This is a genomic window from Palleronia marisminoris (assembly GCF_900172315.1).
Classification (GTDB): Bacteria; Pseudomonadota; Alphaproteobacteria; order Rhodobacterales; family Rhodobacteraceae; genus Palleronia; species Palleronia marisminoris.
This window is the reverse complement of the sequence record NZ_FWFV01000001.1, coordinates 412,670-433,535: the sequence shown is the minus strand read 5'-3', so window position 1 is coordinate 433,535 and position 20,866 is coordinate 412,670. Positions and strand designations below refer to the sequence as shown.

Genomic DNA, 20,866 nt, shown 5'->3' with positions numbered 1-20,866 from the left:
GCTGGCTTGGTCCTTGGCGCGCCACCCACTATATTGGGTGGCGCGAGCCGTCTCGGAGGAAGTGTCATGAGCCTCGAAGCTACGAATCTGAGAGCCGTTGATCCGGTTTGGGAACGTATCCGCGAGGAATGCCACCAGGCGACGCAGGACGAGCCGCTGATGGCCGGGATGTTCCACATCTCGGTCCTGCATCACGACACGTTCGAAAGCGCGTTGGCTTACCGGGTGGCGCTGAAGCTCTCGAGCGGTGAAATGCCCGAGCAGATCCTGCGCGAGATTGCCGACGAGGCCTACGCGGCCGATCCGTGGCTGGGGCAGGCGGCGCGGGCGGATCTCGTCGCTACGGTCGAGCGCGATCCGGTGTGCCATCGGTTCGTCCAGCCGCTTCTCTACTTCAAGGGGTTCCAGGCCGTGCAGGCCTATCGGCTGGCCCATTGGCTTTGGGAACAAGAGCGGATCGACCTCGCACTTTATGTGCAGATGCGCACCTCCGAGGTGTTCGGCGTGGACATCCACCCGGCCGCGAAGATGGGCAAGGGGATCATGATCGACCACGCGCACTCCATCGTGATCGGCGAAACCGCGACAGTCGGCGACAACGTCTCGATGCTGCATTCGGTGACGTTGGGCGGAACGGGCAAGGAAGATGACGACCGCCATCCCAAGATCGGCGACGGCGTGATGATTGGGGCCGGCGCGAAGGTGCTGGGGGCGATTCGGGTCGGCCATTGCTCGCGCGTGGCGGCGGGGTCGGTGGTTCTGGAAGAGGTGCCGCCGATGAAGACCGTGGCGGGCGTTCCCGCAAGGATCGTGGGCGAGGCGGGCTGCGCGCAGCCTTCGATCATGATGGATCAGCTCTTCGGCCGCTGACGGCTTAAACTCCGCATTAAAATCTCGGAGCTACGGTTGGGCGACCGCACCAAGGGGGCGCCCATGCCGAACGATGACATGCGTTTGATCCAGCCAAGTATAGCGCGTATCTTCGTCGTACGTCGGAGCATCGGCCAGGCGTTCTACGAGCGACTGTTCGAGCGACAGCCGACGTTCCGAACCATGTTTCCGACGGACCTGCGCACACAGGCGCGGACGTTCGACGACATGATCGCCCTGATCGTCAAGAAGACCGGCGACCCCGAGGCCGTGACGCCGGTCCTGCTGGCAATCGGGCGCCGATACCTCACCTATGGGTTGCGCCCGCAGGATTTGCGGGTGATCGGCGAGGTTCTGATGGAAGTTCTGTGTGCGCAAACGCCAGGCGGCCTGTCGCCTGATGAGGCAGCCGCATGGGAGCGATCGTTCAGCCGCGCGGCGGAAGTGGTGAAGCTCACCCTTGCCGATCCGGTGCCCGTGGAGGGCTAGCGAAGGATGATCTCGTTCGCGCCGATGTAGCCCAGGATCTCGCGGGCCTGCTCGTCGAGCAGGTCGAGGTCGAGATACTCGTCCGACAGCCGCCTAGTGCGGTTGGCATAGACCGCGACCTCGGCCTCGAGCGCGTCGAGTTGGGTCTCGAGCTGTCGGGCTTCGGCGTCGATCTCGATCCGGCGCATCAGGCCGTAGTCCCCCTGGACGGACGCGAAGGCAAAGTAGCTACCCAGCACGAAGGTCAGGACCACGTAGCAGAACAAGCCGTAGGAGAAGCGTTTGTGCGGATAGCTCATGCGGTTGCGTGACCCGGGGACCTGGACGTCGTGCCCATGATTGGCAAAGGCGGCCCGGATTGGGAATCCCGGGCCGCCGGAAAGACGCGCAGCAACGCAGCAAGTGTGACTTATTCGCTGCCCTTGTAGATCGACACGAGCTTGTCGAACATCGCCATCGCCTCGGATTTCTCTCGCTGGAAGGCGTTGCGCCCGATGATCGACCCGTTGCCCCCGCCGTCGCGGATGGCGCGGGCGTCGTCATAGATCGACTCTTCGCCCTTCTTGGCACCGCCCGAGAACACGACGATGCGGCGACCGTTGAAGGACGAACGCATGCATTCCTTCACCCGAGCGGTCTGGCTCGCGATGTCGATCTGCTGCTCTTCGAAGACCTTCTTGGCCTCGGGCACCTCGAGGTGATCGGTCGACAGCTTGATCTTGATGATGTGGGCGCCCAGGAGCGCGGCGATCTGAGCCGCGTAGGCGGCCACGTCGATGGCTGTTTCGCCTTCTTTCGAGATCGCCTCGCCGCGCGGGTAGGACCAGATCACGGTGGGCAGTCCGACCGAGGCGGCCTCGTGGCGCATCTCGACGATCTCTTCGAACATGTCGAGCTGACGGTCCGAGCCGGGGTAGATCGTGAAGCCGATGGCCGAGCAGCCCAGCCGCAGCGCGTCGTCGACCGAGGCCGTGACCGCCTGGTCCTTGCCCGAGGTCGAGGACATCAGCGAGTTGGCCGAGTTCACCTTCAGGATCGTCGGGATCTGGCCTGCGAACGTGTCGGCACCGGCTTCCAGCAGCCCGAGCGGTGCCGCAAAGGCGTTGAGGCCCGCATCGATCGCCAGCTGGTAATGGTAGTGCGGGTCGTAGGCGGGGGCATTGGGTCCGTAGGTGCGGGCCGGGCCGTGCTCGAACCCCTGGTCGACGGGCAGGATGATCATCTTGCCGGTGCCCTTCAGGCGTCCCTCCATCAGCATGCGGCAGAGATTGCCCTTCACGCCGGGGTTTTCGCCCTCGTAATTCGCCAGGATCTGCTGAACCTTACGGGTGGCTTTCATCGTGTCGCTCCTCTCGATGGCGTTGCGCCTGATGTAGGGTGGCAGGCGCCCCCGGGGCAATTTGTTTTCGCCAACGGCGCGCGCATTAGGGCTTACGGGCGGTGATTCAGGGTCCGCGCCACGATCGGCAGCAGCAAGGCGCGCGGCAGGATGCTGGTGGCGGCGGCCAGCAACTTGCCCTGCGCGCCGGGGATCACCGTGCGCCGGCCGGCCATCATCCCGTCCCATCCGATGCGTGCCACGTCCGAGGCTGGCAACATGCGCCGGCCGCCGCGCAATCCGCCGGCCTCGAAGAACGCGGTGTCCACCGGACCGGGGCAGAGGGCGGTGACGGTCACGCCGCGGCCCTTCGCCTCATGGTGCAGGGCGTCGGACAAGGACCGCAGGTAGGCCTTGCTGGCAAAGTAGATCGCCATGTTCGGACCCGGCACCCACGCGGCCAGAGAAGCCACGTTCAGGATGCGCCCCGACCCGCGCGGGACCATTTGGCCGAGCGCCCGCTTGGCCAGCAACGTCGCCGCCAAGACGTTCACGTCGAGCATATGGCGCTCGCGATCCCAAGTGTCGGGCTTCGCGAAGTCGCCCGACCCGCCGAGGCCGGCATTGTTGATCAGGATGTCGACCTCGCGCGCCTCCTGCCAGACCCGCTCGACCTCGGCGGGGTCAGAGAGGTCAGCGGGGATTACCTCGGCCCCGTCGATCTCGGCCGCCAGACGGTCGAGGTCGTCGCGGTTGCGCGCGGTCAGGATCACCCGGTGCCCCTCTGCTGCCGCAATACGGGCGAACTCGGCTCCGAGCCCGCGCGAGGCCCCGGTGATCAGAACGCGGACGCTCACCCGAGGGCCGCGACGCCCGGAAGGGTCTTGCCCTCCATCCACTCGAGGAAAGCGCCGCCCGCCGACGAGATATAGGTGAAGTCGTCCGCAGCACCCGCCTTGTTCAGAGCGGCCACCGTGTCGCCACCCCCGGCGACCGACACGAGGCTGCCCTCGCGCGTCAGCCGCGCGGCCTCGGCGGCGGCGGCGTTGGTGGCGGCATCGAACGGCTGGATCTCGAACGCGCCCAGCGGGCCGTTCCAGATCAGCGTCTTGCACCCGGCCATCGCCTTCTTGATCCGCTCCACGCTGTCGGGGCCGGTGTCGAGGATCATGGCGTCCGAGGGACAGGCATTGGCGGCCACCGTCTCGCTTTCGGCGCCTGCCTTGAACTCACGGGCGACGACGACGTCATGGGGCAGGATGATCTCGCAGCCCATTTCGTCGGCGCGGGCCAGGATGTCCTTGGCGGTATCGGTCATGTCATGCTCGGCGAGGCTTTTCCCGACGTCGATCCCCTGCGCGGCAAGGAAGGTGTTGGCCATGCCGCCGCCGATCACCAGGTGGTTCACCTTGCGGAGCAGGTTCGACAGCAGGTCCAGCTTGGTCGAGACCTTCGCGCCCCCGACCACGGCCATCACCGGGCGGTCCGGTTCGGTCAGCGCGGTTTCCAGCGCGTTCAACTCTTCGGCCATCAAGAGGCCGGCGCAGGCGGGCAGGCGACGCGCCAGCCCTTCCGTCGAGGCATGAGCCCGATGTGCGGCAGAGAATGCGTCGTTGCAATAGACGTCGCCCAGCTTCGCCATCCGGTCGGCCAGCGCGTCGTCGTTCTTCTCCTCGCCCGCGTGGAAGCGGGTGTTCTCCAGCAGGACCACGCCGCCCTTCGCGACCGCCTCGGCGGCCGCGTCACCGACGCAGTCCTCGCCGAAGGTCACGTCCCGGCCGAGCGCCTTCTCCAGCGCCGGAACGACCTGCCGCAGGGACATCTCATCGACCCGCTGCCCCTTCGGGCGGCCGAAATGGGCCAGCAGCACCGGCTGGCCGCCCTTTTCCAGGATGGCGTTCACCGTGGGCACGATGCGCTCGATCCGGGTGGCGTCGGTGACGCGCCCGCCCTCGACCGGCACGTTCAGATCGACGCGGGTCAGCACCCGCTTGCCGTCGAGATCCATCTTGTCGAGCGAAGTCCAGCTCATGCCCGTCTCCCTTGTTCTTCGTCGCGCAACTTGTCGCGCGATCCTGTCGCCTTCGCAACCGCGCCCTTTCCCAAGCGCGTGCGACGGCTTAGGTAGCGCCCCAACGCAGTTCGAGGAGGCACAATGGCCGAAATCACCGATCCCGAAAACACGATCATCATCGAGCTCAAGGACGGCCGCGTCGTCGTCGAGCTGATGCCCAAGATCGCGCCCCAGCACGCCGAGCGGATGAAGACCCTCGCCCGCGAAGGCGCCTATGACGGCGTGGTGTTCCACCGCGTGATCGAAGGCTTCATGGCCCAGACCGGCGACGTCCAGAACGGCAATGCCGACAAGGACTTCAACATCCGCCTCGCCGGAACCGGCGGGTCCGAATACCCCAACGTCCCGGCCGAGTTCTCGAAGATCCCGCATGACCGCGGCACGATCGGAGCTGCACGCTCGCAAAACCCCGACAGCGCGAATTCGCAGTTCTTCATCAACTTCGGCGACAACCATTTCCTGAACGGCCAATACACCGTCTACGGGCGCGTCATCGAGGGGATGGAGCATGTCGACTCCATCACCCGTGGCGAGCCCCCCGCAAACCCCGACAAGATGATCAGCATGAAGGTTGCCGCCGATGCGTAAACTCGCCCTCATCCTTTCGCTCACCGCGTCCCCCGCACTTGCCACCGGTCTCGACATCGAGATCGCGGGCGAGGCGGGCGGCACAGTCCATATCGACCTCTACGAGGACGTCGCCCCCCAGCATGTCGAGCGGATCACCGCCCTGGCCGAGCGTGGCGCCTATGACGGCGTGGTCTTCCACCGCGTGATCGACGGCTTCATGGCCCAGACCGGCGACGTCCAGTTCGGCAAGGCCGGCGGCGACCTGTCCCGCGCGGGCACCGGCGGGTCGGACCTGCCGGACCTGCAGGCCGAGTTCTCGGACCGGTCGTTCGGTCGCGGCACCGTCGGCATGGCCCGCTCGGCCAGCCCCGACAGCGCGAACTCGCAATTCTTCATCAACTTCGCGGCCACCCCGCATCTCGACGGGCAGTACACAATCGTCGGCGAAGTGACCGAAGGGATGGAGATCGTGGACCAGATCAAGCGCGGCGCGCCCGGCTCCGGCGCCGTGTCCGACACGCCGGACGTGATGGAAAGCGTCACCGTCACCGAATGAGCCGCGAGGGGCGGGACGATCGCGTCTCGCCCCCGTTCAGCCCGGCGCGGGCAAGGTGGCCAGAAACGCCGCCACGCCCCGCCGATCCCGCAGGCGCGTCGCCGTCGATATGGACGACCGGCAGCCCCGTGCGCGCACCAAGCTCGCGCGCCAGCGTCGATTTCCCGGCCCGGGGCTGGCCGACGATCATCTTGCGTTTCATGTACCGCAGAAGGTCGCCCTCACCTCCTCGCCCGGGGCAGGCGGGGTCGCATAGTCTGGGTGGTCGTCGAACGGGGTGGCGAGCGCGGCGTGGAGCGCGTGGAATGGGCCGTAATCGCCCCCGACCGCCGCCTGGATGCACTCTTCGACGCGGTGGTTGCGGGGAATGATGCCGGGGTTCGACCGGCGCATCAGCGCGACCTGGTCCGCTTCGGTAGCGCCATCGCGGTGGCGCCGGGCGGTCCACATCTCGTGCCACTGGTCGAAGGCGGGACGGTCGGTCACGTGATCGGCGGCGCTGCCGTCCGCCAGTCCGCGGAAGACCAGCGTGAAGTCGTCGCGGTTGGTCGCCATGATGTCGAGCAACTGATGGACGAGGGCAGTGTCGTCTTCCTCTGCGGTCGAGAGACCCAGCTTGGCGCGGAATACCTCCAGCCACTCGGCCTGATAGCGCGTGCCGAAATCGTTGACGAGGTCCGTGAACCGCTCGACCGCAGCCTGCCGGTCGGGCATCAGCGGCAGGAGGCAGGTCGCGAATTGCGCGAGGTTCCAGACCGCGATCTCGGGCTGGTGGGCATAGGCGTAGCGCCCGTGGCGGTCGATGGACGAGAACACCGTGTCGGGGTGGTAGCCGTCCAGGAATGCGCAGGGGCCGTAGTCGATGGTCTCGCCCGAGACGGCCATGTTGTCGGTGTTCATCACGCCGTGAATGAAGCCCACCCCCATCCACCGCGCGATCAGCCGCGCCTGCGCGCTGACGACGGCGTCCAGCAGCCCTTCCGGGCCGTCCGCGCCCGGGTAGTGGCGGGCAATGACGTGGTCGGTCAGGGCCTGCAGCCCCTCGGTATCCTGGCGGGCGTAGAGGTACTGAAACGTGCCGACGCGGATATGCGAGGACGCCACGCGGGTCAGCACGGCGCCGGGCAGGGGCGCTTCGCGCAGGACGGTCTCTCCGGTTTCGACGGCGGCGAGGGCGCGGGTCGTGGGAATGCCGAGCTTATGCATCGCCTCGCTGACGAGGTATTCGCGCAGGACCGGCCCCAGCCACGCCCGCCCGTCGCCTCCGCGCGAGAAGGGCGTGCGGCCCGCGCCCTTGAGCTGCAGGTCGTAGCGCCGGCCGTCGGAGACGACCTCGCCTAGCAATACCGCGCGGCCGTCGCCGAGCTGCGGCACCCAGCCGCCGAACTGGTGGCCCGCGTAGGCCTGTGCGATGGGCTCGGCGCCCTCGGGCGGCGTGTTGCCGGCCAGCGCCTCCACGCCATCGGGTCCGCGCAGCGCCTCGGGGTCGAGGCCGAGGTTGCGCGCAAGCTCGTCGTTCAGCGCGACGAGGCGCGGCGCGGCCACGGGGACGGGGCGCTGGCGGGCGAACAGACGGTCGGGCAGGCGGGCGTAGCTGTTGTCGAACGGCAGGGCGAGGGTCATGGTGGGCCTCCTTCCTGCGTCGATGTAGGAGCCCGCGGCCCGGTGCAAAACCTCGGCCGCGGGAAAAGGCGGTCAGAGCAGGCGGGTCAGCGCCGGCGCCTCCTCGGCTTTGAATCGCAGCCGGTCGAAGAGGCGCGTTCCGCCCGAGGGCGGTGCCGAGGCGTGGACGGCGCGCACCCCGTGCTGGGACAGCATCTTCAGAAGCGCCATCAGCGCCTCGGTCGCCATGCCGCGGCCGCGGACGGGCGGGCGGATGTACAGCTCGTCCAGGTAGGCGACCGTGCCGCCCTGCGCGATGGAATGGCCGAAGCTGACCGACAGGTAACCGACCGGGGACGAGGGCGGGCCGATCAGGTAGAACGCGCCCGGCGCCTCGCCCGACAGCAGCGACGCGATCGCGATGTCTCGGTCCTGGGGATCGGGGGCGTGGCCGATCTCGTCATGGCAGGCGGCCACGAGGCGGATGGCGCGGGATTCGTCGTCGGGGCGGGCGATGCGCAGGGTGGCGGACATTCAGAGGCGCCCCAGACGGTCGGTCAGAAGGTCGAAGAAGCCCTGTGCGTCGAGGTCGCCGATGAACAGCGCGTTGGCCGGCCGGTCGGTGATGGACCACCAGTCGGCGACGGTCATGCCGCGGGTCAGGTCGCTGTCGCACTCGACCTCGACATTGATCTCGCGGCCGGTGAAGAGCTCGGGCTTCAGGAGCCACGCGATCGTGCAGGGATCATGCAGCGGCGCCCCGTCCGAGCCGTATTTCTCCTTGTCGAAGCGTTCGTAGAAGTCGGTCATCTCGGCGACTGCGCGGCCTACAGGGGTGCCGAGGGCGCGGAAGACGTCGTTGCGCTTGCCCGTCACCATTGCCTTATGCGTCACGTCCAGCGGCAGCACCGTGATTGGTGCGCCCGCGTGGAACACCAGCTGCGCGGCCTCGGGGTCCACGTAGATGTTGAACTCGGCCGCTGGGGTGATGTTGCCGACCTCGAAATAGGCGCCGCCCATCAGGACGATGCGGGCGATCTTCGGCGCGATGTCGGGCGCCTTCATCAGCGCCATCGCGATGTTGGTCAGCGGCCCGATGGGGACGAGGGTCACGCTGCCCGACGGTTCGCGACGCAGCGTCTCGATGATGAAGTCGACGGCGTGCTGCTCCTGCAGCGGCATCGTCGGGTCGGGCAGGTCCGGGCCATCGAGGCCGGTGCGGCCGTGGACATGCTCGGCCGTGACGAGGGGCCGCTTCAGCGGCTGGCGCGCGCCGGCGAAGACGGGGATGTCCGTCCGCCCCGCCAATTCGCAGACGATGCGGGCGTTCTTCTGCGTCAGGTCCAGCGGCACGTTTCCGGCCACGGCGGTGATGCCCAGAACCTCGAGCTCGGGCGAGGCAAGGGCAGCGAGGATCGCGACCGCGTCGTCCTGCCCCGGGTCTGTGTCGATGATGATCTTCATGGGCGGACATCTGACGGGCCGCCGCGGGGAGGTCAACGGGATTGACCACCGCGCGCGACGGCCCGCCGAATCAGACGGTCAGGCGATCTCGGACAGGATGCGGGCCCAGCTTCTGGTGCCGCGGTGGAAGCTCTCGACGTCGTATTTCTCGTTCGGCGAGTGGATCTGGTCGTCGTCGCGACCGAACCCGATGAGCATGGAATCCATGTTCAGGATGCTCTTGAAATATCCCGCGATGGGGATCGACCCGCCCGCGCCGATATAGGCGGCCTCTTCCGGCCATTCCTGCCCGAGCGCGGTGCGTGCTGCCTCGAAGGCGGGGTTCGAGATGTCCATGCGGCTCGCGGGGGCGGCGCCGTGGCCGTGGAACTCGACCTTGCAATCACCGGGCAGCATCTCGCGGACCATCGCGCGGAAGCTCTCGCGGATGGCGTGGGGGTCCTGGTCGCCCACCAGCCGGAACGAGATCTTGGCCGCGGCCTCGGCAGGCAGCACGGTCTTGAAGCCCTTGCCGGCATAGCCGCCGCGGATGCCGTTGATCTCGGCCGTGGGGCGCGACCAGAGCTGCTCCAGCGCGGTGCGGTCCCGTTCGCCCGCGGGCATCGCGAGGCCCACGCCCGACAGGAAGGCCGAGGCGTCGAAGCCCAGGCTGTCCCACTGGGCGCGCATCGTGTCGGTCAGGTCGGGCACGCCGTCGTAGAAGCCGGGCACGGTGACGCGGCCGTTCTCGTCATGCAGGCTCGCGAGGATGCGGCTGAGCACGCGGATCGGGTTGGCCGCAAGCCCGCCGAAGCTGCCCGAGTGGAGGTCCTTGCTGGCGGCCTTGATGACCACTTCTTCGCCCAGAAGCCCGCGCAGCTGGGTGACGATCCCGGGCCGGCCTTTGGCGAAGAGCCCGGTGTCGCAGATCAGCGCCAGGTCCTTCGACAGCCAGTCGCGATTGGCCTCGAGGAAAGGAACGAGAGAAGGCGAGCCCGATTCTTCCTCGCCCTCGAACAGGAAGGTGATGTTGCCGGGCAGCGAGCCATGGACGGATTTCCACGCGCGGCAGGCCTCGACGAAGGTCATCAGCTGGCCCTTGTCGTCCGAAGCGCCCCGCCCGCGGATCACGCGGGTGCCGTCCGCGTCCTCGATCGCGGGGTCGAAGGGGTCGCGGGTCCAGAGCTCGAGCGGGTCGACGGGTTGGACGTCGTAATGCCCGTAGAACAGGATCGGCCGACCCTCGCCGCCGGTGGTCGCGGTCACCATCGGGTGGCCCGGCGTGTCGTGGATCTGCGCCTCGCAGCCAAGGCCTGCAAGCTCGTCGCGCAACCATTCCGCAGCGCGACGCGTTTCGGACAGGTAATCCGGGTCGGTCGAGATCGAGGGGATGCGCAGGAAATTCAGCAGCCGGTCGAGGCTGGCGTCGAGATCCGCGTTGATACGGTCGAGAACGGCGTCGAGGGTCATCGTGGGCTCCTTCGGGAAGGCTTTCCACATTCCTAGACCAGGGCGAATGGCGGGCGACAGTTCGAAAGATTCTAAACTGGACGTCGAAAGGTTTCTTGGGCTAGCATCATGATAGTTGATTTAGATCATGGCGTACGGGGCCGGAGTCGCGACATTGGGTCCGCGTGACAATCCGGGAACCGGGGAATACGTCGCGAGAGATCCGCGATGGGAGACGACAGTGAATTACGACGCCAGCATCGACGCCGCGATCCAGAAGCTGCACGACGAAGGTCGGTACCGCACCTTCATCGATATCGAACGCAAGCGCGGATCGTTTCCCCACGCCATCTGGACCCGCGCCGACGGAACCGAAAGCCCCGTAACCGTCTGGTGCGGCAACGATTACCTCGGGATGGGCCAGCACCCGGTGGTGCTCGATGCCATGCACGAGGCGATCGAGCGGGCCGGTGCCGGATCGGGCGGAACGCGCAACATCAGCGGCACGACCGTGTACCACAAGCGGCTCGAGGCCGAACTGGCCGATCTGCACGGCAAGGAAGCCGCGCTGCTCTTCACCTCGGCCTATATCGCCAATGACGCGACGCTGTCTACGCTGCCCAAGATCTTTCCCGGTCTGATCATCTATTCGGACTCGCTGAACCACGCTTCGATGATCGAAGGCGTGCGCCGCAACGGCGGGGCCAAGCGCGTCTTCCGCCACAACGACGTCGGCCACCTGCGCGAGCTGCTCGAGGCCGACGACCCGGCAGTGCCGAAGCTGATCGCTTTCGAGTCGGTCTATTCGATGGACGGCGATTTTGGTCCGATCGAGCAGATCTGCGACCTGGCCGAGGAATTCGGGGCCTTGACCTATATCGACGAGGTCCACGCGGTCGGCATGTACGGCCCTCGCGGCGGCGGCGTGACCGAGCGTGACGGGCTGGCGCACCGGATCGACATCATCAACGGGACCCTCGCCAAGGCCTACGGCGTGATGGGCGGCTACATCGCCGCGTCCGAGCGGATGTGCGACGCGGTGCGGTCTTATGCGCCCGGCTTCATCTTCACGACCTCGCTGCCGCCATCGGTCGCGGCGGGCGCCGCGGCCAGTGTCGCCCATCTCAAGACCGACCAGGGGCTGCGCGACAACCACCAGTTGCAGGCGCGAATCCTCAAGACGCGTCTGAAGGGAATCAGTCTGCCCTTCATCGACCACGGCAGCCACATTGTCCCCGTGCATGTGGGCGATCCGGTCCACTGCAAGATGCTGTCGGACATGCTGCTCGAGGATTTCGGCATCTACGTCCAGCCGATCAACTTCCCCACCGTCCCTCGCGGCACTGAAAGGCTGCGCTTTACCCCGTCCCCCGTCCATGGCCCGCAGGAAATCGACGCACTGGTGCGCGCATTGGACAACCTTTGGTCACATTGTGCGCTAAATCGTGCCGAACTGAGCGCGTGATATACAATTGACGGTGTTCAGCAGGCGGTCAGCTGTGGTAGTTCGCTTCTAACGAAGGTCCACGGTCGCTTTCGCGGGAACCGAAGCGTGGCTTGAAGGACTCTGTTCTGGGCAGGGCGAAGGAAGTGGGGGCATGATCGGGCGGTTCCGACAGCAGGACGATCAGATCGACGAGCCCAAGGGCTTCGACGACTACGACATGCGCCTCGGCGACATGATGCGGGGCGAGCGTGCGACGCTCGGCAAGTCCCTGCTCGACGTCCAGCGTGAACTTAAGATCAAGGCCACATACATCGCCGCCATCGAGAACGCCGATCCCTCGGCCTTCGAAACCCCGGGCTTCATCGCGGGCTACGTGCGATCCTATGCGCGGTATCTCGGGCTCGACCCCGAGTGGGCGTTCAAGGCGTTCTGCGCCGAGTCCGGATTTTCGACCTCCCACGGGATGAGCAACGCGGCATCGAGCAAACGCTCGGAGGGGGCGGACGAGCCGTCGCCCTTCGGTAGCCGCAACCTTGGCATTCCGCACCGACGCGAGAGCTTCCTGACCCGGGTCGAGCCCGGCGCGATCGGATCGATCATGGTGCTGACGGGGCTGATCGGCCTGCTGGGCTACGGGGGGTATGCCGTCCTCAACGAAGTGCAGCGCGTGCAGTTCGTGCCGGTGGAGCAGGCCCCCAATGTCGTGGCCGACATCGACCCGCTGGACGGGGTCGTCGCCTCCACGGGCGAGACCGACGATCCTGCCGTGGCCGCCGCCCGCGAAGGGTTCGACCGGCTCTATCGTCCGCAGGCACTGGACGTGCCGGTCATCGTCGCGCGCGACGGGCCGATCGGCACCCTCGATCCCCGCGGCACGGGCAGCTTCATCGGCACCGGCTCTGGCCCGATCCCCGCCAATGCCATTCCCGATCCCGAAGGTGGCGGCGGAACGAACGTCGCTTCCGTCGGGACCGGGGACGAGGCGATCGACACCGCCGTGCTCGCCGCGCTGGCGGAACCGCTGGAGGACGCCCCGGCCCCCGTCGTCAAGGCCGGTGACGTGCCCGAGGTCGTCCTCTTCGCAGTGCGTCCGTCCTGGGTTCGGGTCCGCAGTGCGGACGGCACGACGCTCTACGAGAAGATCATGGAGGAAGGCGATCGCTTCGTCCTTCCCAAGACCGAAGAGCCCGCGATCCTGCGCACGGGTGAGTCTGGCGCGATCTACTTCGCCATCAACGGTCAGCCCTACGGCCCCGCCGGCGACCCCGGGGTCGTCACCGGGAACCTGGCACTGGCGGCCGATACCCTGAAACAGGAATTCGCGGCGGCCGACCTGTCCCGCGACACGGCCCTTGCCCGGGTCGTGGCGGAACTGCGCTCCGATCCGCCGGCGCTTCCCGGCGAAACCGCATCGGAGTAGGCGGAGCAACCCGCCAAGAGGTCGCGCCCGGTTGGCAGAACGCGCGGAAACGCCTAGGTGTCGCACGAGGCAAGCCGGAGCGTTCCATGTCCCTGAACCACGTTCGACCCTGGAAGAACATTTACCGCCGGAAGTCGCGGCAGATCATGGTGGGAAACGTGCCCGTCGGCGGCGACGCACCGATCGCGGTGCAGACCATGACCAACACCGACGGAACGGACGCCAGGGCGACGCTGAAGCAGATCGAAGCCTGCGCCGAGGCCGGGGCAGACATCGTGCGCGTCTCGTGCCCCGACGAGGCGACGACGCAGGCGATGAAGGAAATCTGCCGCGAAAGCCCGGTGCCGATCGTCGCGGACATCCATTTCCACTACAAGCGCGCCATCGAGGCCGCCGAGGCTGGCGCCGCGTGCCTGCGGATCAATCCTGGCAATATCGGCGACGACCGGCGCGTGAAGGAAGTGATCCGCGCCGCACGCGACAATGGCTGCTCCATCCGCATCGGCGTGAACGCGGGCAGCCTCGAGCGTGATCTGCTCGAGAAGTACGGCGAGCCCTGTCCAGAGGCGATGGTCGAAAGCGCGCTCGACCATATCAAGATCCTCGAGGACAACGACTTCCACGAGTTCAAGATCAGCGTGAAGGCGTCGGACGTGTTCCTGTCGGCCGCGGCCTACCAGGCACTCGCCGAGGCGACCGACGCGCCGATCCACCTTGGGATTACCGAGGCGGGTGGGTTGATGTCCGGCACGATCAAGAGCGCGATCGGCCTTGGCAACCTGCTGTGGATGGGTATCGGCGATACGGTCCGCGTGAGCCTCAGCGCCGACCCGGTCGAGGAAGTGCGCGTCGGCTACGAGATCCTGAAATCGCTGGGGCTTCGGCATCGCGGGGTCAACATCATCTCGTGCCCGTCCTGCGCGCGGCAGGGCTTCGACGTGATCAAGACGGTCGAGACGCTCGAGGATCGGCTGGCGCATATCAAGACGCCCATGTCGCTGTCGATCATCGGCTGCGTGGTGAACGGCCCGGGCGAGGCGCTGATGACCGATGTCGGGTTCACCGGCGGTGGCGCCGGCTCGGGCATGGTCTATCTGGCCGGCAAGCAGAGTCACAAGATGTCGAACGAGCAGATGGTCGACCATATCGTCGAGCAGGTGGAGGCGCGCGCCGCCCAGATCGAAGCCGAGCAAGCCGAAGAGGTCCACGCGGCCGAGTAAGCCCGCCCGGGCGATGTGGGTCGCTGGTCAGGCCACCCGCGTGTCGTCCTCGTCCTCGTCCTCGTCGTCGTCCGAACTGCGGCCGGAGCGCATCTCGTCGTATTTGGCCGAGAGCGCCGATTCCAGGTCGGCATTCAGGGCGCGGGCGCGCTCCATGTAGGCTTCGTTCTTCGAGATCGGGACGCCGGGTTTCCACAGCTCGGCCAGCTCGCGCAGGGCCGAGCGGTCGATCCTGAAGAAGGCTTTCTCCAGTTCGGAGGCCTCGAACTCGCTCAGGCCGATATTCTCCAGAACGTAGCGCCCGGCCCGCAGCGAACTGTCGAAGACTTCGCGGACGATGTCGTCGGCGCCTGCGCGATACAGCTCGTAGACGTGGTTGCGGTCGTAAGCGCGGGCGATGATGTGCAGGTCCGGCCGTGCCTTGCGAGCATATTCCACGATCGCCGTGACCTTCTTCGGCTCGTCCATGGCCGCCACCAGCACCTTGGCCGTGTCGAGCCCGGCCGCGTGCAGCAGCTCGGGGCGGGTCGGATCGCCGAAGAACCCCTTGAAGCCGAACTTGCGCATCAGCTGCACCGTGTCCAGGTCGTGATCCAGCACCGTCGTTTCGAACCCGCCCAGCTGCAGCATCCGGTTCACGACCTGGCCGAACCGGCCGATCCCGGCGATGATGATGGACGATTGCTGGTCGATCTCGTCGGGCGGATGGTCGGCGACGTGACTCTCCGAGAGGCGCTTGTTGATACTCTCCCACAGGATGAAGAACAGCGGGGTCAGCAGCATGGACATGGCGATGATCAGAAGCAGAAGCTCGCTCAGTTCGCGGTTCAGGACGCCGGTCTGAAGCGCGAACGAGGTCAGCACGAAGCCGAACTCGCCCGCCTGCGCCAACCCCAGCGTGAACAGCCACCGGTCGCGCCGCCCGAGGCTGAACAGATGGGCCAATCCGTAGAGAACGACGCCCTTCAGGAACATCAGCCCCAGCGCAAGGCCGATGATGACGAACGGGCTTTCGAAAAGCCGCGGGAACGAGATTCCGGCGCCCACGGTGATGAAGAACAGCCCCAGGAGCAGGCCCTTGAACGGCTCGATGTCGGATTCGAGCTCGTGGCGGAATTCCGAGTTGGCCAGCACGACGCCGGCAAGGAACGCGCCGAGCGCGGGGGACAGGCCGACCAGCGTCATCACGTACGAGATCGAGATGACGATCAAGAGGGCGAGGGCGGTGTAAAGCTCGCGCAGCCGCGCCCGGTGGATGTAGCGGAAGACGGGGCGGGTGCCGAAGACGCCGGCGACGATGATCGCTCCGATCGCGGCGATGGTCAGCAGGGTCAGGCCCCAACCGGGCAGGTTCTGGACGAATTCGGTCATCGTCTCGGCATGGGCGGCGGCGGTGGTCTCTCCCGCGACCTCGGCCCCGTGGGCGTCGCCCGCCGGGCCCTGACCGCTGCCCAGAAGAGGCATCAGCGCCAGCATCGGGATGACCGCGATGTCCTGCGTCAGCAGCACCGAGAACGAGGACCGCCCGCCCGCCGTCTGCATCAGCTGCTTTTCGTTCAGGGTCTGCAGGACGATGGCGGTCGAGGACAGGGCGAAGATCATGCCCACGGCCGTAGCTTCGTACCAGTCGAGCCCGATCGCGATCGCCGCAGCCGTGACGAGGCCCATGGTAATCAGAACCTGCGACCCGCCGAGGCCCACGAGCCGGTGGCGCATGTTCCACAGCACGCGCGGCTCCAGCTCGAGCCCGATGAGGAACAGCATCATGACGACACCGAATTCGGCGAAGTGCTGAAGGTCCTGCGTCTCGGCTCCTACCAAGCCGAAGACCGGCCCGATCAGAATTCCGGCGGCTAGGTAGCCCAGCACCGATCCCAGGCCCAGGCGGGCAGCGATCGGAACCGAAATGACCGCGGCGCCGAGATAGATGAGGGCCTGAAAGAGGAACGATTCCATTCTGTCTCCGTCACCGCGCGTCCGATGGAAGGAGACCTACCAGAACCGCCCTGTTTTCCTAGCCTGCGGGGATCGAAAGGACGACCTGTCGACCGCCCTTGACGTATTGCAGCTTGTCGCTGGCGATGGCGCTGACACGGCCGCCATCCACACGGTCGCCGACCTGGACTTTCACGAAGCGCCCCGAGGGCAGGCGTATCAGGGCGCGGCGGCTGGATTCCGTGCCGTAGACGCCGATCAGGTTGATCTGGTTCAGCCGGATGGCGTTCTGACTGGTCGCGCGAGAGGCGACGGAACCAGTGGTCGGGTTGCGCGGCGTGACGACTGCAGAGGCCGCGGCGACCTGTACCGGTGCGGCCTCGCGTGCCTGCTCCACCGTCGCGGCGAAGTTCTGCGGGCGGTTGCCGGGGCGGAGGGATCGGGCCACGGCCTCGTCGGTCGCCTCGTCGAGCCCCGGAATGATCGAGGCGATGGCCGTGGCGACGGCCTGGGCTTGCGCGGCGCTCTGCTCTTCGCTGATCTGCGGCAGATCCTGCTGCGGGATTTCGCGTTCCGGCCGGGCGCGGGGGCTCAGCGCGGCCAGGACCACCTGCGCATCGCTCGGGGTCTGGACCACGCCATCGGGCGTGTCCTGAGGGCCTTCGAGCCCTGTCAGCGCAACGCTGCCCGGCGTCATCGCGTCGTCTTCGACGTCGTCGAGCGAGGTGCGCCGCGTCACCGAGACGCCGTCCGGGCGCGCCATGGGCGTGCCTATCACGGCCTGCTCCGTGGCATCGGCGTCGGGCGTTGCGATCCGCTCGGGCGGGGTCATGTCCGGCTGACCATCCGTGACCGGAACCTCGAGGCTGCTTTCGTCGACCGGCGCTGCGGCCTCGGTCGTGGCGGCGGGGCGTTCGGGGCTCTGCGGCGGCACGACGGGGGGCTGCCCGGACGTGATGCGCACGCCTTGCGGTGACATGGTGCCCTCGGGCGTGGCGAGGACGCGGCCGTTCTCGTCCAGCTCGAACCGCGCGCCGGGTGGCGGCGGCGGGGCCAACTGGGTGGGCGCCGACAGCGCCGCGAGTTCGGGCGCCTGCAGTGCGGCGACGCCGTCCTGCACCCGGATCGTGCTGTCGCCCTGCGACCCGGCGAGATCGGGGCTGTCCGCCACCGGGGTGTCGGAGGTGCTTGGTGCCGCGGTCGAGACGCCGGTAGCCGCGTATCGCGTCGCCTCGGGAGCGTCTTCCGGCCGGCGCAAAGGATCGTCCGGTCCCGGCTCGAGCGCGGGGTCCGGGGTTGCCGCGTCGGTCGGGGCGGGCTCTTCGGGGGCGGTCTCGACGACCTCGGGCGCCTCGGGCTCGACTTCGGCGACGCTTTCGACCTCGGCCGCGGGCTCTTCCGGGGACGCGTCGACGATCGCGCTGTCTTCGACGACAGGGGCGTTGTCGGCGGTCGCGTCCACGGCGACCGCGCTGTCTTCGATCTCTTCGGTGGCCGGGAGAGCATCATCGACGGGGAGGACGGAGGATTGCTCGATCTCGGGCGCCGTGTCCTCGGTGTCGCTTACAAAGTAGAACGCCGTCCAGACGAGCACGGCCAGCAACAGGGCCACCACGAGGCCGATCACGATGGGAAGCATCGCCGACGTCCGACGAGTCGGCGAGCCGCGCATCCCGAAGACGGTCAGCGACTCGGCCTCGCTCAGCCGAGGCTTCGGATCCGCGCTGCCGGGAGCGGTCGACAGGGACTTCGCGGCGCCTCGGACGCTGTCGGGCGTCTCGACCTTGCGGACGGTCGGCGTGGGTGCGCCACGGCCGGGGGCGGCGGTACGGCCCGACGGCTCGGTCGGGGCGGGGGCCGTGGTCCGCCGCTGGGGCGGGAGGGGGCCGGCTTTGGTCTTCGGCGCCTCCTTGGCGGGGGCGCGGGAGGTCTGGGATGGACCCGCGCCGCCATCGGGCGACGAGGCGGCGCGTGAGGCGATCGACCCCAGGCGCGTTGCGGTCGCCGCGGTGGCGACCCCCGCCGCGGCCCCGGCTGCGACGGCCGTTCCGATCGCGGCCGCGGCTCCTGTCCCGGACGAGCTGCTGGTCCGGCGCGACGCGAACGACGCCGGCGTCTCGGCCTCGTTTGACTTCTCTGCGGGCTTCTTGGGCGGCGGCGCACCGGTGGGTCCGTCCGTTCTGCCCGCGCGCGTGACGTTTGGTTCGGCGAAATCGTCGATGAGGGGCGGCTCTTCGGGCTTCCTGGCGGACACTTCTGGCTTCGGATCTGCCTTCGGAGGGGCCGGCGTGTCCGTCCCGGCCGACGCATTGGCGGGCTTGCTCGAGGACGGCGCGGGCCCTCGGGGCGTATCCGGGCCAGTCGGCGTCGCGGATACCGGCTTTGCAGCATCTTCCTTCACAGCTGGCGGTGGTGCCTCGGGCGCTTTCGGCGCCGGCAGAGCGGTCGCGGGCACTTCGGGCTTGGGCGCGGGCAGTTCCGCCTTCGGGGCCGCTGCGGGTGTCGGTGCAGGTTCGGGTTCCGGTATCGGCGCCGGCTTCGGCATCGGCCGGTCGGACGCGCCGAAATCCGGCTGACCGCGGAACGCCTTGGAGTTCGGCGGGGTCGAGTACGGGCCGGGGCCGAAGCCATGCGCGGCGGCGAAGGCATCCGCCTCGGCCAGCGTTTCGCGCGCCACGGCGGCGATCTCGGCCTGCGTTTTCGACAGCGTCTTCCAGTCATAGGCGAGGGAATCGATGTCGTAGGGCGTCATCCCGTCGAGTTCGGCGCGGACGGCCTTCTCGGTAATCTCGGTGCCTTCCTCGACCTTCATCGTGTGGAACAGGACTTCCGAGTGCGGCAGCAGCAACGCCGTCGCGAAGGGGCCGCCATGATCGTCTTCGGCCTCCTTCCGGAGGTCTTCGACACGCGTGTCGAAATGCGGGTCGTTGAAAACGACGTATCCAAAGACGACCTGGTCATCGCCGGAACCCTTCAGGAGGCGAACCCCCTCAGGCGTGAAGTCGAGCGCGAAATCGTATTTCATAAACCTGCTCTGGCACGGGCGCGGGCTGCCGGCACGGGGCGCCGGGACTAAGCTTGTCGTTTACCGCAGGATACCGCGCATGGGAAGAAAGGCGAGCAACTTTCGGATATTGAGGCTAGGTGTCGCGGTATGAGAAGCCGAAAGGGCAAGAACATGCTTATTCGAACATTGACCATGGTGGCGGGCGTCGCGCTCGCAAGCCCGGTTCTGGGGCAGACATTGACGGTCGGAGGCACCGGAGAAGTCGCTTTCGAACCCGATCTGGCCCTTGTGACGCTGGGTGTCGAGGCCGATGCGCCCACCCCGGCCGAGGCCGTGACCGCGATGGGGCAGGGGCTGTCGCCGGTCCTCCAAAGCCTGACCGACGCCGGGATCGCCCCACGCGACATGCAGACCGGAACGCTGAACCTGCGGCCGGTTTACGCCGATCAGGCCGAGACGCGGCCGAACGAGGGTCCGGAGATCGCGGGATACCGGGCCGAATCGCTTTTGTCGGTGCGGGTGCGCGACCTCGACACGCTGGGCCCCGTGCTGGATGCGGCCGTGACGCAGGGGGCGAACCGGCTCGAGGGGATTCAGTGGCAGCTGTCCGATCCGCAAGCCGCCGAGGACGCGGCCCTTGGCGCTGCGGTGGCCGATGCGGTGCGCAAGGCGGCCGTGATGGCACAGGCCGCCGGGCTGGGCCTGGGCGAGATCGAGGAGCTCCGCGAAGGCGAGGTCGGTTACGAGCCGCCGCAACCCATGATGCGGATGGAGGCGAGCATGGCCGACATGCCGATCGCCCGCGGTGAGGTCGGCGTCACGGCCAACGTCACGCTGCGGTTCGCGACGGTGGCCGACTAGCCCTGCCGCCCACGGTCGAGCCCCGCGCGGGCATAGGCGGTACCGTCCTCGGTACCGTCTTCGGAGACCACGCTGAACGAGCCGTCGGTTTCCAGGATCACCGCTGCCGTGTTCTCGGGCGCGCGGGCCGAGGATTGGCGGATGACGGTCATCAACTCGTTCTCGGTGACCCGTTGTCGCCGCAGGGCGTCATGCAGGATCTCTCCGTTGCGGACCAGCAGGGCGGGCTCGGATCGGACAAGCTGGGCAAAGCCGCTTGACCGGACCGACGCCCAGGCCACGATCCATTGCAGCGCGACGAGCGTCGCGAAGGCCGCGAGCGCCTCGACCAGAGGCGTCGATTGGGACAGGATCGCGGACGCCAGGGTCGAGCCGAGCGCAACCGTCACGATCATGTCGAACGCATTCAGCGTCGAAAGCGTCCGCTTGCCCGAGATACGTATGATGAGAACGACGGCGACATATGCCATCGTCGCGAGGAGGATCATCCGAAAGATGCCGCCGATGCTGTCGAAAATCATGTCACTCATGGACAGGCAATGCGCTTCCTGCCGCAGAGGTTCATTTGCGCGTGCAGGTCGTCCCGGGTAAGCCGCCCGCCGAAA

The 20,866-nt window shown here is 67.5% G+C and carries 19 protein-coding genes and 1 pseudogene; 8 read left to right on the top strand and 12 right to left on the bottom strand.

Annotated elements, in window-relative coordinates; genetic code table 11:
• Window positions 1–66 precede the first annotated feature (66 nt).
• A complete protein-coding gene (gene cysE / locus PAM7066_RS02120; protein WP_085852459.1) occupies window positions 67–870 on the top strand; it encodes a serine O-acetyltransferase in 804 nt (267 codons plus the stop codon).
• A gap of 63 nt (window positions 871–933) precedes the next feature.
• A complete protein-coding gene (locus PAM7066_RS02115; RefSeq protein ID WP_085852458.1) occupies window positions 934–1,359 on the top strand; it encodes a globin domain-containing protein in 426 nt (141 codons plus the stop codon).
• Here PAM7066_RS02115 and PAM7066_RS02110 read toward each other — a convergent pair.
• From PAM7066_RS02110 to PAM7066_RS02095, 4 genes are all read right to left on the bottom strand, one after another.
• Window positions 1,356–1,658 carry an FtsB family cell division protein gene (locus PAM7066_RS02110; protein WP_085852457.1) on the bottom strand — a complete coding sequence of 101 codons (303 nt, stop codon included), beginning with the start codon at window positions 1,656–1,658 and terminating at the stop codon, window positions 1,356–1,358. The genes PAM7066_RS02115 and PAM7066_RS02110 overlap by 4 nt on opposite strands.
• A gap of 110 nt (window positions 1,659–1,768) precedes the next feature.
• Complete coding sequence (locus tag PAM7066_RS02105; protein ID WP_085852456.1) at window positions 1,769–2,698, bottom strand: class I fructose-bisphosphate aldolase; 930 nt, start codon at window positions 2,696–2,698, stop codon at window positions 1,769–1,771.
• 92 nt (window positions 2,699–2,790) lie between these two features.
• Entirely contained in the window at window positions 2,791–3,534 is a 744-nt protein-coding gene (locus PAM7066_RS02100) for an SDR family NAD(P)-dependent oxidoreductase (protein ID WP_085852455.1), read from the bottom strand.
• Entirely contained in the window at window positions 3,531–4,709 is a 1,179-nt protein-coding gene (locus tag PAM7066_RS02095; RefSeq protein WP_085852454.1) for a phosphoglycerate kinase, read from the bottom strand. Before PAM7066_RS02095 ends, PAM7066_RS02100 begins: the two co-directional genes overlap by 4 nt.
• A gap of 123 nt (window positions 4,710–4,832) precedes the next feature.
• On the opposite strand from PAM7066_RS02095, the gene PAM7066_RS02090 reads away from it, so the two are divergent.
• Window positions 4,833–5,339 (top strand): peptidylprolyl isomerase, encoded by a 507-nt coding sequence (locus PAM7066_RS02090; protein ID WP_085852453.1) that lies wholly within the window; start codon window positions 4,833–4,835, stop codon window positions 5,337–5,339.
• Window positions 5,332–5,877, top strand: a complete 546-nt coding sequence (locus PAM7066_RS02085) for a peptidylprolyl isomerase (RefSeq protein ID WP_085852452.1) — start codon at window positions 5,332–5,334, stop codon at window positions 5,875–5,877. Before PAM7066_RS02090 ends, PAM7066_RS02085 begins: the two co-directional genes overlap by 8 nt.
• A gap of 103 nt (window positions 5,878–5,980) precedes the next feature.
• On the opposite strand, the pseudogene PAM7066_RS19120 reads toward PAM7066_RS02085, so the two are convergent.
• The 5 genes and pseudogenes from PAM7066_RS19120 to PAM7066_RS02060 form a co-directional block, all read right to left on the bottom strand.
• Window positions 5,981–6,079: pseudogene (locus tag PAM7066_RS19120) on the bottom strand (AAA family ATPase); the annotation flags it as partial.
• Complete coding sequence (locus tag PAM7066_RS02075) at window positions 6,076–7,500, bottom strand: protein adenylyltransferase SelO (RefSeq protein WP_085852450.1); 1,425 nt, start codon at window positions 7,498–7,500, stop codon at window positions 6,076–6,078. The gene PAM7066_RS02075 and the pseudogene PAM7066_RS19120, both read right to left, overlap by 4 nt.
• Before the next feature lie 72 nt (window positions 7,501–7,572).
• On the bottom strand, window positions 7,573–8,013 hold the full coding sequence (locus PAM7066_RS02070; protein WP_085852449.1) for a GNAT family N-acetyltransferase: 441 nt from the start codon (window positions 8,011–8,013) through the stop codon (window positions 7,573–7,575).
• On the bottom strand, window positions 8,014–8,943 hold the full coding sequence (locus PAM7066_RS02065) for a nucleoside hydrolase (RefSeq protein WP_085852448.1): 930 nt from the start codon (window positions 8,941–8,943) through the stop codon (window positions 8,014–8,016).
• Window positions 8,944–9,021: 78 nt separating this feature from the next.
• A complete protein-coding gene (locus PAM7066_RS02060; protein WP_085852447.1) occupies window positions 9,022–10,392 on the bottom strand; it encodes a M20/M25/M40 family metallo-hydrolase in 1,371 nt (456 codons plus the stop codon).
• Between the two features lie 220 nt (window positions 10,393–10,612).
• Between PAM7066_RS02060 and hemA the strand changes: the two genes are divergently transcribed.
• The 3 genes from hemA (at window position 10,613) to ispG (ending at window position 14,458) form a co-directional block, all read left to right on the top strand.
• Window positions 10,613–11,836 carry a 5-aminolevulinate synthase gene (hemA, locus tag PAM7066_RS02055; protein WP_085852446.1) on the top strand — a complete coding sequence of 408 codons (1,224 nt, stop codon included), beginning with the start codon at window positions 10,613–10,615 and terminating at the stop codon, window positions 11,834–11,836.
• Window positions 11,837–11,969: 133 nt separating this feature from the next.
• A complete protein-coding gene (locus PAM7066_RS02050) occupies window positions 11,970–13,238 on the top strand; it encodes a helix-turn-helix domain-containing protein (protein ID WP_085852445.1) in 1,269 nt (422 codons plus the stop codon).
• Between the two features lie 86 nt (window positions 13,239–13,324).
• Complete coding sequence (gene ispG / locus PAM7066_RS02045) at window positions 13,325–14,458, top strand: flavodoxin-dependent (E)-4-hydroxy-3-methylbut-2-enyl-diphosphate synthase (RefSeq protein WP_085852444.1); 1,134 nt, start codon at window positions 13,325–13,327, stop codon at window positions 14,456–14,458.
• A gap of 27 nt (window positions 14,459–14,485) precedes the next feature.
• Here ispG and PAM7066_RS02040 read toward each other — a convergent pair whose 3' ends face one another.
• A complete protein-coding gene (locus PAM7066_RS02040; RefSeq protein WP_085852443.1) occupies window positions 14,486–16,414 on the bottom strand; it encodes a monovalent cation:proton antiporter-2 (CPA2) family protein in 1,929 nt (642 codons plus the stop codon).
• 58 nt (window positions 16,415–16,472) lie between these two features.
• A complete protein-coding gene (locus tag PAM7066_RS02035) occupies window positions 16,473–19,418 on the bottom strand; it encodes a hypothetical protein (RefSeq protein ID WP_085852442.1) in 2,946 nt (981 codons plus the stop codon).
• Between the two features lie 153 nt (window positions 19,419–19,571).
• Between PAM7066_RS02035 and PAM7066_RS02030 the strand changes: the two genes are divergently transcribed.
• The gene (locus PAM7066_RS02030) at window positions 19,572–20,261 is read left to right on the top strand and encodes an SIMPL domain-containing protein (protein ID WP_085852441.1); all 690 of its coding nucleotides are present in this window, start codon (window positions 19,572–19,574) and stop codon (window positions 20,259–20,261) included.
• On the opposite strand, the gene PAM7066_RS02025 is transcribed toward PAM7066_RS02030, so the two are convergent.
• A complete protein-coding gene (locus tag PAM7066_RS02025) occupies window positions 20,258–20,791 on the bottom strand; it encodes a DUF421 domain-containing protein (protein WP_090928608.1) in 534 nt (177 codons plus the stop codon). The genes PAM7066_RS02030 and PAM7066_RS02025 overlap by 4 nt on opposite strands.
• Between the last annotated feature and the right edge of the window lie 75 nt (window positions 20,792–20,866).